Raw genomic sequence first — 12,008 nt, forward strand, 5'->3', positions numbered from 1 at the left:
CCATCATCGGCACCGGAAACGCAAGGCAGATATCGAGCGCCGATGGAACGGACGGACCGGAATTCCCACCAATTTAACTAAGTAGAACTAAAGCTGCCCAAGGCGAGGATGACCTGCCTGTTGATGCTCGTCCTGGCGGTGATCGCCGAGCTTACCGTCTCGCTGGTATGGCTCTCCAAGCATCCCGATACCGAGGCCGACAGCCGTTCGGTCTACAGACGCTTCCAGCGGTTTTTCGCCCTCTGCCGCCTGCCCTCCAAGGCGGTGGGCCGCCTCGTTCTCGCTCTGGTCCCCAAGCCAGATGACGGATGGATTCTGGCCATGGATCGCACCAACTGGCAGTTCGGAAGAACCCATGTGGCGCTTCTGGATCTTTGGTGGGTGGAGCGACTTGAGGATTCCGTTCTTTGAGGGGGCTTTGTAGGCTCCCGGGGATGTCAGTCGAAGTGTTTTTCAAGCAAGCTCTGGGGCTCGCGGAGCCCTGGGTGGTGACCGAATGCGACTTTGATCCCGGGGCGAAGAAGCTGGTCATCAAGATCGACTTCGAGCGGGGCGCCCGTTTTGCCGACCCCGAGAGCGGTGAGCCTTGCGCGGTTCACGACACCCGGACCCGGCAGTGGGAGCATCTGAAGTTCTTTGAGCACCGCACCTTGCTGGAGGCCCGGGTCCCGCGCATCCTCGGCTACTATCAGAACTACACAACTTCATCGGCACTCGAAGCGGTCAACGGTCTCCTCCAACTGGCCAAGCGGCGGGCCCGTGGATACCGCCGCTTTGAGAACTTCCGCGCTATCGCCTACTGGATCGCAGGCAAACTCACACTCCGTAGGCCTGCCTCTGCTACCCACTAAATCCTCAGCAGCACCCAGAAAACTAAGCACGGGTTTGATCATAGCGTCGCGGTGGACGCTGACGGCACGGTTTGTAAGCCCCCGAGCGATGGGGTGGACGCTGAAGGTCGGATTGATCAGGCGACGCGCTTGAGGTCGCGGGCGGCGGGGTGTTTGGCGCGGTTTTCGGCGGCCCAGACTTCCGGAAACAGGGCGTCAAGTTCGTTGGGCCGCATCGTGGGCAGGCGCTCGATGACGTCCTTGAGATACGCTTGCGGATCGACGCCATGGTAGAGGGCGCTGATCAATACGGTGTAGAGCGCGGCGCTGCGGTCTCCGGCTTCGGGATGACCGATAAGTCGAGTCGCCCAGAGGGATTTTCACCCTCTGGGCTCTCGCAGAACCGGACGTGACAGTCTCCCGTCATCCGGCTCTTCGTCACGTATTTGTTGTCGCACGTAGGAGATGCCAGTGCGCGAATAGAGTGGGTTGCTCTCTCCTCATCAGTTTCAGCCGGTTTGTCGCCGCCCGAACCCCAAGCCGATACTTCGCTTCGATCCACTTGATCAGCCTCGACTGGAGCACGCTCCAGAGCCGATAGCTGAAGTTTCGATACCAGTACTTGCCGTAGTAGGCGATCCAGCCCGCCACGGTGGCATTGTACCGTCTCGCCAGTTGCTCGGCATTCTCGGCCGTTCCTCGGTGGATTCGCCAGCTTCGCACTGTCTTGGTGATCTCCTTCATGGCCTCCTTGGATGCTCCCGGCATGCACACTCGGCGCAGCTTGCCGGTCCTTCCTTTGACAACGCGCAGTTGGAAGTCGTATCCCAAAAAGGTGAACGACGTCTTCACGTTGTAGCGTTTGAAGGTATCCACGTAGACCACTTGGGTTTTCTTCGGGTGGAGCGTCAACCCGACCTCTCCCATTCGCTTCTCCAAGGCGGCTTCGAGCGCCTGCGCCTCCTTCATCGTGTCGCAGTGGCACACGATGTCGTCGGCGTATCGCTCGAAATCAACCCCAGGGTGGCTTCGGCGCATCCATTGGTCGAATGCGTAGTGGAGGAAGAGGTTCGCCAGCAGCGGCGAAATCACTCCTCCCTGGGGAGTCCCCAGCCGCCTGACCTCGACCGACTGCTGACCTGGCTTCTCCACCGAGGGAGCTTCCAGCCAACGCCGGCAATAGAGCAGGATCCACTGGGGCACCTGATGGTGTTCAAGAGCCTTGAGGACCAGATCATGGCGCACACAGTCGAAGAAGGCCCGGATGTCAATTTCCAGAACCCAACTGTGTTGCCAGCACCTTCGTTTGCAGACCTCAAGGGCATCGTGGGCTGATTTGCCCGGCCGATACCCATAGGAGTCGTCGTCAAACTCCGGTTCCAGCATCCTTTCCAAGTGGATCTTGACTGCGCCCTGGGCGATTCGGTCCGCCACGGTGGGTATGCCGAGGGTTCGCTCCTTTCCGTCGCCCTTGGGGATTTTCTTCTCCAAGACCGGTGGTGGAAAGTAGCTCCCGGAGCTCAGCCGATTCCAGATCTTGTAGAGGTTCTGGTCCCGGTGCACATCAAACTCTTTCAGGGTCTGGCCATCGCACCCTGCAGCTCCTTTATTCTTCCGGACCTGCTGGTAGGATTGCCAGACCAACGCTTTTGGTATCTCAAATACTTTTCCTTGTTTCATTGCCTCATCCTCCCTCTCAGCAGCGCCGGAAGAAGTTGGGTAAGATTCAATTCGGTGACGCAGGCTCCTTCGCTCCATCCCTATTACAGAGACTTCATCACTACTACGGGCCTGTCCGCCCCTGCACTCCGTTGCGTGCCGAATGCAGGTTCTCACGTTCCTCAAACTGGCCTGTTCCTGCGCTCCCGCCGCCTTCACACCGGATGCCATGCAGTCCGTAAACAGGTCTCTTCTGCACCTTGCTCAGGAGACGGCTGTAAGGCTCCCTTTGGACATCACCTAAGATTTCGACGCTTCATCGGACGGTTCACTTTCGTTCGGCTTCGCAGGTCCCACGTGACGGTAGTGTCCTCCGCCTTTTCCCGAATCGCTCACCACCCCTTTCGTTGGAAAGGCGCAGCATCGGGCCGTTTGGTCAGTGCCCCTGCAGGCCCTGACCGGAGGGCCTTCCTCCATCCAGCTTGAAGTTCAGTTGGTCTATGCCGCTTTCTCTACATCATTGACCTCCTTTCGTGACACACAGAGCCAGTTCTTCTTCCCCACCGCCGTCGACCGGATGTCGCGCTCGGTGGAGTTGTTGTCGATGGCCACGCGTCCGTCATCCAGAAAGGTGTGCATGGCGCTCCATTGGCCGAGGGCATAATGGAGCGCTTCTCCCAGCCGGCTCTTGGGACGGATGGCGGTGGCACTGAGGTGTTTCAATGCTTTGCCTAACAGGCGGATGAGGGGAAGGCTGCGGTTGTGCCGCACTCGTGCCCGGACTTCGGTGGTCGCGCCATGGTCTTCGAGATCGCGCTCGATGCGATAAAGCGCGGCGATCTGTTTGAGGATCCAAGCGACGACAGCGGGCCGCTCTTTCAGCGCGGCTTCGAACTTGCGGCGGATATGGGCGAGGCAGGCGGCTCGGCGGACTTTCTTTCGGCGCCGCGCCTGGAGTTCGCAGTAGGCGGCATAGGCTTGGTAGCCGTCGCTTAGCAGGACGCCTTCGAAGTTTTCATCGAACCATTGGGCGAGGTGGCGATGCTCGCGACTGGTCTGCCAGTCGAAGATGACATCGCCGCTCGGTCCGCGGTAAACCCAGAAGTAGCCGAGCTTGCTGCCGCCGGGCGCAGTGCCGCCGGGCGCAGTGCGGTCGAGGCAGCGCACGGGGGTCTCATCGGAGCGGACGACGCCGCCGGCGAGCATGCGCTCTTTCATGCGGGCGACGAGGATGCCGAGCTGGTCGCCGACTTTCTCCGCGGCGTCGTGCATGGTGTTTTCGTCGATGTCCACGCCATGGCGCCGCAGGTTGAGCTGGTGCTGGCGGTGAAAGGGCAGGTGGTAGAGGTATTTGTTGGCGAGCAGCTCGGCGAGCAGGCCGGGGCCGAGGAAGCCGTTATCGATGATACGGGGCTTGGCCGGCGAGATGACGGGGGTGGCAAAGGGTTGGTCGACCGGCACGTAGCGCCAGCGCACGGTGCGGCGGAGGTAAAAGTAGCCGGGCTCCTTTTCGAGCTGGTCGCTGGTCTCGCAGCTGGTCTTGCGCCAGGCATCGGGCTCGGCAAGCACTTCGGCGGGCGGGGCGGCTTCTTCCTCAATGACCGGGAGGTGCTGCGGCAGGCGCCGGGTGCGGGTCTTGTGCTCGCGCCTGGCTGGTGCTTGTTCGGCGGCTTGCGGCTTGCGGCTTATCCTCCGGTGCGGCCGCGTGGCCGGAGGACGGGGCTTTTCCCGGTTCGGCGGGGTCGAAGAGTTCGGGGTGCTCGAAGCGCTCGCTCTTGCGGTCGAAGAGCTGGCGCTTGAGCCAGTCGAGCTGCTGGGTGAGCAGGAGCACCTGCGCCTCGAGTTCCTTGATCCTGGCTTGTGCCCGCTCGTCGTCCAAAGTGCGGGTAGGATGAACCGTCTGGAGACGATGACAAGCCCGCGGGTGCTGTGGCTACTACTTTTCTGGTAGTTTGTACCAGGCGCGCTGCATGCCGTCCTTGAGGTCGATGCCGCTGAGCAGCATTTCAAGCGCCTCGGGCTTGAGCGTGAGCTTCACCTCCCCGTCGGCCGCGGGACGGGGGCGGAAAAAGCGGCCACGCTCGAGCCGTTTCATCAGGATCCACAAGCCGCTGCCATCCCAGTAGAGCATCTTCACGCGGTCGCCTTGGCGGTTGAGGAAAACGAAGACTTTTCGCGACAGCGGGTCCTCGTGCAACTCGTTGCGCACCACTACGCTCAAGGTGTCGAAGCTTTTCCGCAGGTCGCAGGGTTGGGTGGCCAGGCAGACCTTCACGCTGTGGGTGAGGATCATCGGGGCGGGATCGGGAGGTGGATGCGCAGGACGAAGCCGCCGCCGAAGTCGAGTTCGACCTGCGGGGCTGACTCCATCCGGCTGCCGCCGGGGGGCTCAAGGGCGAGTTCCACGAACTCCACCGCCTCGCCCACCTTGCGGCGGGCGAGGCCACCGTTGTGGAGTTTACGACTCCAAGCCATGAAGGTTTGGTAGGAAATGCCGCGCTCGCGGCAGCGCTTCCGCCGCAGGCTTCGAACTCCCCGAGCAAGCGGGCCTTGTCCTCATCGGTGTAACGTGTCCGTGACATCCGGCGATCCTGACACGTCAGGGGAGTCCGCCGAGATCGTCCCAACGGCGGTCGCTCGGGGGCTTACGAGGGAGCTGTCGCGGCCGGACACCTCGACCACGGCGCCAGACGGCAGGCTGACGCGAAGCGGGATGCTGTGGTCCGGACGCCTGCCGACCGGGACCGCGCCGCCGAGCACGACCTCGGCAAACGCGGGTGAGCCGGCCGCCGGCTTCTCCCGCCGCTTCTTGCGCCAAGACGCGAAGGTCGGGTAGACGAGCCCGTGGAGCTTGCAGAAGGCCATGCCGGAGAGCCCGCCGCGCTCGAACTCGTCGAGCAGGGCCTCACGCTGTTCGGGGCTCACCAGCATACGCCCACGGCGGTCGGAACGGATCACCGTCCCCCCGGATTCGGTCATAGAGGTCATTCATGCCTATCTATCACCTCCATGACCCGCCCGGGAACGGGTGCTTCATGGAGCGCTTACACCGTGGAAAGCAAAGGCGAGCCGCGTAATCTAAGCGCCATTAGACGGAGTCTACGTTCCACGGTCGCCTGGAAGGAAGGCGGCCTACGGGTTCCACCGTAACGCTGGATATGAAGGGATCCGCCGACCCCGAAAAGGACGAGTTAAACCACCTCTGGTTCTACTATGAGGAACCCGGAACCTACCGCGGCGACGTCAAGATCGAGGGAACCTCGTCCTCCGTCGCCACGGTTCACATCCCGGCTGACGCGGGCGGGAAGACCATTCACGTGATTCTGGAGCTTTCCGACAACGGCGCCCGGCCTCGTCGCCTACCGCCGGGCGATCATCCATGTGCGGTGACCTTGCAAACCGCTCCTGGCGTCCGCCTAACGGAAGCCGAGCCCTCGCGACGCTCCGCTCCTATCCCCGTTCAGATGCCGCTCGAGCATGGTGTAACCGTCCGCAGCCACCCTGTTCCCGTCGGCCGGATCTTCCGGATTCAAGCCATTCTTCTTCTCCCACGCGTCGGGCATGCCGTCGTGATCGGAGTCGGCCAGAGCTTCTCCGCTCTTCAGCTCGGGCCAGCCGCCGACGTCGTTCTGGGAGTCGATGATCCCACATGGACCTGAATCCTCCGACTTGGAATCACCTTTTCCATAGGAGCCCCCGTAAGTCGCGGATCCCATTCGGACCTCCTCGACGATCCGGGCGTCGATCGGGTCACGTTTCGGCAAGGTGGCACCTGCATCCGCCAGCACCGACACGTAGGCCTCTTCCGCGGTCTGTTGCCTGATCGGCATCGCATCCCATGGCTCGCCGAGCTTGATGTAGTTCTTCCCCCGGATGCCTTTCCAGTTGTCGCCGGTCACTTCCGGACTGCCCTCCACAACGTTGCCCGCCACATGCCAACTCCCCCTGTCGTCGTCACCACGTGCCGAGGGCTCCGCCAGCTCGGACCTCCTGCCCAGAGCGGTCGCGGGACCCGGCTTGTAGTAGTTGGCGACCATGTTGATGTTCGAGAAGCTGAACTTCCCGCTCCCGTCCTGCCGGGCCTCCCCACCGTAGCAACTGCGATATCCCCAGTTGTAGAGCACGTTGTTCCGGTAGTCGGTGTTGCCGCAACCCGAGGCGAAACGCGGATTGCGACTCGTGTGGTGGGCGATCAGGTTGTGATGATAGGAACTTCGGTTCGAACCCCAGATCCCTCCGAAGCTATGCGATCCCTTCGAATGGTTCGACTTGAACATGCTTTCCGTGATCATGCACCACTGGACGGTGACGTTCCCGCAGTGATAGACGGACATCGTCTCGTCGACACTCCAGCTCGCCGAAACGTGGTCGAGGATCAGGTTGTTCACGAAGCGGCTCGACACGGCGTCCGCATCCTTTCCCGACTCGTCGCCAAAACGGACCCGCAGGTAACGGATGATCACCTCGTCGGCGTCGATCACCAGCGGATATCGCTTGAGACAGATGCCATCCCCCGGCGCCGTCTGTCCGGCGATGGTGATGAAGGGGTTTCCGATCTTCAGGTCGCTCTTCAGGTCAATCGTTCCCGAAACGCGGAACACCACCGTCCTCGGACCTTTCTCCCGTACCGCCGCCCGCAGGCTCCCCTCGCCGGAGTCGTTGAGATTTGTGACCTCGATGACCTTGCCGCCACGACCGCCGACTGTGAACTTGCCGTAGCCCTCGGCGGTGGGAAAGGCCACTTGTCCTTCGGCCAGACACAAGGATGGGCAGGACAGGACTACGGGCAGGACCGCAGCCAGTAGGAGGAGTCGATTTGTTTTCATGGTTTGATTGGCAATCTGTTTCGCGACCACTACCCGGTCCGGTTGGTTTTTCTCTCAAAGGCTCGGGATCTCAGTGAATCACGGAGTTCGGGGCAAAGGCCCTATTCGGCTCGCAGAACCACCCGCTGATACCGGGTCAATGGCGGCGTCCCCCGGTCCGTGACCTCGCAGATCACGTGAATGCTCATTCCCTTGCGGAAATCATCCGGTAGGGAGAGCTCAGTGGTCTGATTCCCCGAACCAGGAATCTTGATCGTTCCAGGATAGGTCCCCGCCTCCCCGTAAATCCACCACTTGTAGTCCAGCGGATCGCCATCGGGGTCGCTGCTCCCCATCGCACCGAGCTGAACGGTCTCTCCCGCGGCAACCTTCAGATTCCGGGGATGGTCCAGCTTCACAACAGGCGGATGATTGGCCTCGGCAAACGGCTTTACACACCAGTCGGCCCGGGAGGCGAAGTCATTCTGAACGGCCTCTGTCCAGCGCCACATCGGCTTCAGGTAGTTTACGAGTTCGGCGTCATTCGGAATCCCTTTCTTCAGCCTCTGCCGCCCCCAGGCATTGCTGGTATACCATCGCCCTATCGGATACTCGTATCCCGGCTCGGCCACGTGATCGAGCCAGGTGTTCTCACGGACTTTCACATAGCGGCCGCCCCAGCCGCCCCAGTCCGGCGACTCCATGCTCCGCAAGCCGGTCGGAATCGTATGCAGGAACGTGGGCGAATCCCCCTCGGAGCGGAAATCTCCCTCGTCGAAGCCCTGCTCACCCTTTCCGTGTGCCTTGTACAGGGCGCACAACGGACCGTGCCCGTCCAGTATGTTCGGTTTCATCCATGATCCGGAGAGAACGTTCTGCTGTTCAGAAGGGAGGTATTCCTTCCATAGGTAGAAGTAGGCGATGAACTGGTCGGAAATGATCGTGGGAATGCCATACTTCCCCCAGACCGGCCGGATGTAGTCCTGATAGGTCGAGTCCTGCTCCCAGATGAAAAAGAACCGGCATTTCCCCGCGGCCTCCCTCATCCGCTCCGGATGCTCATCCTCAATTGTCTTCAGAGCACGGGCGATCGTGTTGGTTCCTCCCCAGGCCTGGATCCAGACGGGACGCGGATCGGACGCATCGAGCAGGACGTCGACGATACGATTCGATCCATCCGTAGGCTCCTCCATGTCTCCCTCCGACTTCACGTTGCCCAGTAAAGTGCGGGCCCTTAGAAAGTCCGCCGTCGGGTACCCGGGGTCATGCTTGATCAGGTTGGGTAGCACCTTGGCGTAGGCGTCGAGATAGGGTTCGACCCAGTCGTCGCCCGCCCACTTGTGGCCTTGCCAATGATACTGGGAGCTCGAGGTGATGATGCCCTCGATGTCCCATTCGTTCGCGTAGAGGAGAAAGCGCACCATGGAACACTCATCATCGATCTCGCCATCGCTGGTGACGAGAACACGGGGCTTCTTCTCCTGAGAAAAACCCGGCTGGGCGGAAGAAACCAGGAGGCAGCCTGCCAAGATCACCGTGGAGCAACGGAAACCCGAGACCGCACCGCGCCCGACGAATCCGTTCACGTCCCGGCAACCTGGATGCCCGCCCGTTAGGCGCCATCCGCACGTCTTAGTCAGATGACTCAGCAACGGGTTAATGATCCTTAGGAAACCTTCAAGCATCCGGGTCTGGAGTTCCAGACCTCCCGGTTCGGATTCGCTACGATGGGACAACATCATTCGCTTTCCTGTGTATTCGGAGCTTACGCGGCAACTCCGTGCTTTTGTTGGGGATTCTCCAACGATTCGCCCGGTTCCTGGCTGGAGGATCGGAAAAGACACGCTACGACACTATGTGTTTTCACGGGCGGTCGCATCAAGGACTGACCTCCTCGACCCTGTAGAATGCCTTGCCGGCGGGCGGGTCGGCGTCGGTGAACGAATCCGTTTCCGAGACAGGTTGTTTGATCGCGACCTCGAACAAGAATCCCGCGAGATCGGTTCCTCTCATGAGCCGGTAGTTGCGCGCGGGGTTCAGGCCCGAGACAGTCATGACGAAGTCGCCCTCCGGATCGAACGCGGCCGCGGTGACGACAAGGTCCGAGTCCAAAGCCGGAACCGATGACGGATCGAGCGGGTCACTTCCCGCCGCGAGTTCGACGTCGTCGTTGAAGCCATCTCCGTCGGTGTCGGCCGCGAAGGGATTCGTGCCGGCTTCGAATTCCGCGAGATTTCCGAGCGTGTCCGCATCGTCCTGGCCGGCGGCATCGGTCATGTCATCGGGATCCAGACTATTCGCGATTTCCCAGTCGTCCGCCATGCCGTCGTTGTCCTCATCGAGGTGGAACAGCGAGGCCCGGAAGTCATCGAAGTGCACGTTCCGCACCGAAGTCGTGTTCACGACCGCCTTGATCACCTCCACCGTCACACGCACCGACCGGGTGCTCGCCGGGGGATAACCGGAGACCGAGCGGGTCTGCCATGCAGCGATTTCCGGCACGTCGTCGGTCCGGAACGAGACCTGACGTCCGAGACTGGCATCGGATGCGTCAAGGAACTCAAGGCGGACGATGCCGTTGTCATACACATCGTCGTCATAGAAATCGAAGGTGACCGCGATCGTGCGTGCACCCGCGTCGATTTCGGCGGCCAGCGAGGAGACATCGAGGTCCTGCCGCATGCTCATCGTCGCATTGATCCCGCCGACGTAGGCGGTGGCGTCAACATCCGGATCGGGAGCCCGCCGTTCCGCGGTCGCGAATTGGGCACCCTCGTTCGCGGCGGTCGGGTTTCCCGCCGACACAGCGGCTCCGGTGAACACGTCGGTCACATACATGTCGTTTTCCACCGCGGACCAGCCGGGGACCAAACCTCCCGAGATGCTGATGCCCGCACCCGATGGCGTCACGGCCGGCGACTCGAACCCACCGTTCACGAAAGGAACGGTGGTTCCCGGCAAGCTGGCGGCGCTGTTGGGGTCGCTGGTTAGCGCGATCTCGAGCCAGTCACCAAATCCGTCATCGTCCGAGTCCGGATCCCAGGGCAGGGTGGGGCCGAAACCGTGGCTGACGTCGCTATTGTCCGTGCCGGCCACCTCGGGCCCGTCCTTCAGGTGGTCTCCGTCGGTATCCGGATTCAATGGATCGGAGAAGTTGTCGAACTCGCCGAGGTTGTTGAGACCGTCCAAGTCGGGATCACCCTCGTCGCCGTCGTCCCCGGTCGCGCTGTTCGGATTGAGTCCGTTCTCGATCTCCCAGCCGTCTTCAAGGAAATCCGCATCGCTGAAGGCGCTGTTCGGGTCCGTGGGCCCGAAACCATGGCTGGTCCCTTGATTGTCCGTTCCCGCGACTTCAGCGCCGTCGAGCAGCATGTCGAAGTCACTGTCTTCGAACAACGGATCGGTGGGGCCGAAGCCGTGGCTCGAGCCCACGTTGTCGGTTCCGTTGACCTCTGGTCCGTCGAGAAGTCCGTCGTCGTCCGAGTCGGGATCGAGCGGATCGGTGAACCCGTCGTATTCATCCGCATCGCTCAACCCGTCCCCGTCGAAGTCAGTGGTTGTCGGGAAGTCGTTCGGACCCGCGACGTGGCTGAGATAGGTGACGCCGTCCCCGGGGTCCGCGTCGATGATCGTTTGTTCGAAGCTGTCGGGAAGTCCGTCACTGTCGGAATCCTCGGCAGCGATCTCGGCGCGGCCCCTACGAGCGGCGGCAGGAATACGGAGAGAAGGGATGACATGACCGCCCGTTTCCGGTGCCTCATGGTCTGGTGGGTTGGAATGGATAGTTGTTTCATCGGGTTTTCGGAGGCTTCGGACGTTCGTGTCCAGAGTTTGAGTCAGGTCGTCGAGGAGAGGGTTTCGTTTGGGTGGGGTGGAGAACGGGCATGAGGAGGGCCGGACGGGGAAACCCATCAACCCGGCCGGCCCTCGGTTTCTTCATTGCCGAAGGTTCACGAAGCTCGCCGGCGGCGGAGGAGTCCGACGCAGCCGAGGAGGCCGAGAAGCGCGGTGCTCGGTTCGGGCACGAGCTGCGCGCTGAAGCTGTCGAAATGGACGTTGGTGGCGGAACCTCCGGCCCGCGGTCCGGTGCTGATGTCGATCCGGAACGAAGTGGTATTCAACGGCATGGCACCGTCGAGGTTCACCAAGGTCCAGGGCGTGTCGACGGCATCGTAGGAGGTACCGTTCGCCCCGATGTTCGGGAGATCTCCCGTGGTCAGCGAGCTGATGGTGGCGAGGGACGAATCAAGGAAGGTGACAGTGCCCCGTCCGGTATCGTTGCTGTCGGTGTCGAAGTAGTAGAAATCGAGTTCGAACTGGGAGGAACCGGCGGCAAGAAGGTTGAGCGTGGGGGTATCCAGCGTGACCGACTGGCTGAGCGTGGAGCTCGAGGGTTGGGAACCCGCGCCGCCCGTGAGGCGATTGGTGCTGAGGTAGAGCGCGGAACCGCCCTGCGCCTCGGTGGGATCGGGTGCGGATCCCGGGCTGTTGTCGTTGGCAAGCCAGAAGCCGGGAGTGGATGGCGCGGAATCGGTCCATCCGGAAATGATCGCCGAGCCGTCGGTTCCGGCGTCGAAGCCGCCGTTGACCAGGGTGATCGTGGCCGCGGTGGCAGGCTTCGCTATCGCGACGAGCGGCAGGCTCACGTGAGCCAGGAGCCGCGTGAGTGTCGGGGGTCTTGTTTGCATGGTGCAGGTTTGTATTTGTTGTTTTG

At 61.8% G+C, this 12,008-nt stretch carries 13 protein-coding genes and 1 pseudogene; 3 read left to right on the plus strand and 11 right to left on the minus strand.

The window, feature by feature from the left end; genetic code table 11:
* Window positions 1-108: 108 nt before the first annotated feature.
* A complete protein-coding gene (locus HNR46_RS17745) occupies window positions 109-411 on the plus strand; it encodes a hypothetical protein (RefSeq protein WP_184021307.1) in 303 nt (100 codons plus the stop codon).
* Between the two features lie 23 nt (window positions 412-434).
* The gene (locus HNR46_RS21260) at window positions 435-851 is read left to right on the plus strand and encodes a transposase (RefSeq protein WP_184021309.1); all 417 of its coding nucleotides are present in this window, start codon (window positions 435-437) and stop codon (window positions 849-851) included.
* Window positions 852-967: 116 nt separating this feature from the next.
* On the opposite strand, the gene HNR46_RS17755 is transcribed toward HNR46_RS21260, so the two are convergent.
* From HNR46_RS17755 to tnpA, 7 genes are all read right to left on the minus strand, one after another.
* Window positions 968-1,138 (minus strand): transposase domain-containing protein, encoded by a 171-nt coding sequence (locus HNR46_RS17755; RefSeq protein ID WP_184021311.1) that lies wholly within the window; start codon window positions 1,136-1,138, stop codon window positions 968-970.
* Window positions 1,139-1,268: 130 nt separating this feature from the next.
* Window positions 1,269-2,510, minus strand: coding sequence for a group II intron reverse transcriptase/maturase (ltrA, locus tag HNR46_RS17760; RefSeq protein WP_184021313.1), 1,242 nt, complete (start codon window positions 2,508-2,510; stop codon window positions 1,269-1,271).
* A 477-nt stretch (window positions 2,511-2,987) separates the two neighbouring features.
* Window positions 2,988-4,178, minus strand: a complete 1,191-nt coding sequence (gene tnpC / locus HNR46_RS17765) for an IS66 family transposase (protein WP_343076061.1) — start codon at window positions 4,176-4,178, stop codon at window positions 2,988-2,990.
* The gene (locus tag HNR46_RS21070; protein ID WP_184021377.1) at window positions 4,084-4,368 is read right to left on the minus strand and encodes an IS66 family transposase; all 285 of its coding nucleotides are present in this window, start codon (window positions 4,366-4,368) and stop codon (window positions 4,084-4,086) included. Before HNR46_RS21070 ends, tnpC begins: the two co-directional genes overlap by 95 nt.
* Window positions 4,369-4,425: 57 nt before the next feature.
* A complete protein-coding gene (gene tnpB / locus HNR46_RS17775) occupies window positions 4,426-4,782 on the minus strand; it encodes an IS66 family insertion sequence element accessory protein TnpB (RefSeq protein WP_184021315.1) in 357 nt (118 codons plus the stop codon).
* A complete protein-coding gene (locus HNR46_RS17780) occupies window positions 4,779-4,964 on the minus strand; it encodes a hypothetical protein (RefSeq protein WP_184021317.1) in 186 nt (61 codons plus the stop codon). The genes tnpB and HNR46_RS17780 overlap by 4 nt, the downstream gene beginning before the upstream one ends.
* An 81-nt stretch (window positions 4,965-5,045) precedes the next feature.
* The gene (tnpA, locus tag HNR46_RS17785; RefSeq protein WP_184021319.1) at window positions 5,046-5,468 is read right to left on the minus strand and encodes an IS66 family insertion sequence element accessory protein TnpA; all 423 of its coding nucleotides are present in this window, start codon (window positions 5,466-5,468) and stop codon (window positions 5,046-5,048) included.
* A gap of 173 nt (window positions 5,469-5,641) precedes the next feature.
* On the opposite strand from tnpA, the pseudogene HNR46_RS21575 reads away from it, so the two are divergent.
* Window positions 5,642-5,824: pseudogene (locus HNR46_RS21575) on the plus strand (hypothetical protein); the annotation flags it as partial.
* Window positions 5,825-5,905: 81 nt separating this feature from the next.
* Here HNR46_RS21575 and HNR46_RS17790 read toward each other — a convergent pair.
* From HNR46_RS17790 to HNR46_RS17805, 4 genes are all read right to left on the minus strand, one after another.
* Complete coding sequence (locus tag HNR46_RS17790) at window positions 5,906-7,315, minus strand: pectate lyase family protein (RefSeq protein WP_221285256.1); 1,410 nt, start codon at window positions 7,313-7,315, stop codon at window positions 5,906-5,908.
* A 101-nt stretch (window positions 7,316-7,416) separates the two neighbouring features.
* Window positions 7,417-8,829 (minus strand): nucleoside hydrolase-like domain-containing protein, encoded by a 1,413-nt coding sequence (locus HNR46_RS17795; RefSeq protein WP_343076062.1) that lies wholly within the window; start codon window positions 8,827-8,829, stop codon window positions 7,417-7,419.
* A gap of 343 nt (window positions 8,830-9,172) precedes the next feature.
* The gene (locus HNR46_RS17800) at window positions 9,173-11,206 is read right to left on the minus strand and encodes a thrombospondin type 3 repeat-containing protein (RefSeq protein WP_184021323.1); all 2,034 of its coding nucleotides are present in this window, start codon (window positions 11,204-11,206) and stop codon (window positions 9,173-9,175) included.
* Window positions 11,207-11,244: 38 nt separating this feature from the next.
* A complete protein-coding gene (locus tag HNR46_RS17805; RefSeq protein ID WP_184021326.1) occupies window positions 11,245-11,982 on the minus strand; it encodes a PEP-CTERM sorting domain-containing protein in 738 nt (245 codons plus the stop codon).
* Window positions 11,983-12,008 lie beyond the last annotated feature (26 nt).

It is taken from the genome of Haloferula luteola (genome assembly GCF_014201715.1).
GTDB lineage: Bacteria > Verrucomicrobiota > Verrucomicrobiia > Verrucomicrobiales > Akkermansiaceae > Haloferula > Haloferula luteola.

Excerpts from the sequence above, each read along its gene's own strand:
- HNR46_RS17745 (WP_184021307.1), top strand. The coding sequence starts at position 109 with ATGACCTGCCTGTTGATGCTCGTCCTGGCGGTGATCGCCGAGCTTACC.
- HNR46_RS21260 (WP_184021309.1), top strand. The coding sequence starts at position 435 with ATGTCAGTCGAAGTGTTTTTCAAGCAAGCTCTGGGGCTCGCGGAGCCC.
- ltrA (WP_184021313.1), bottom strand. The coding sequence starts at position 2,510 with ATGAAACAAGGAAAAGTATTTGAGATACCAAAAGCGTTGGTCTGGCAA.
- tnpB (WP_184021315.1), bottom strand. The coding sequence starts at position 4,782 with ATGATCCTCACCCACAGCGTGAAGGTCTGCCTGGCCACCCAACCCTGC.
- HNR46_RS17780 (WP_184021317.1), bottom strand. The coding sequence starts at position 4,964 with ATGGCTTGGAGTCGTAAACTCCACAACGGTGGCCTCGCCCGCCGCAAG.
- tnpA (WP_184021319.1), bottom strand. The coding sequence starts at position 5,468 with ATGACCGAATCCGGGGGGACGGTGATCCGTTCCGACCGCCGTGGGCGT.
- HNR46_RS17790 (WP_221285256.1), bottom strand. The coding sequence starts at position 7,315 with ATGAAAACAAATCGACTCCTCCTACTGGCTGCGGTCCTGCCCGTAGTC.
- HNR46_RS17800 (WP_184021323.1), bottom strand. The coding sequence starts at position 11,206 with ATGGGTTTCCCCGTCCGGCCCTCCTCATGCCCGTTCTCCACCCCACCC.
- HNR46_RS17805 (WP_184021326.1), bottom strand. The coding sequence starts at position 11,982 with ATGCAAACAAGACCCCCGACACTCACGCGGCTCCTGGCTCACGTGAGC.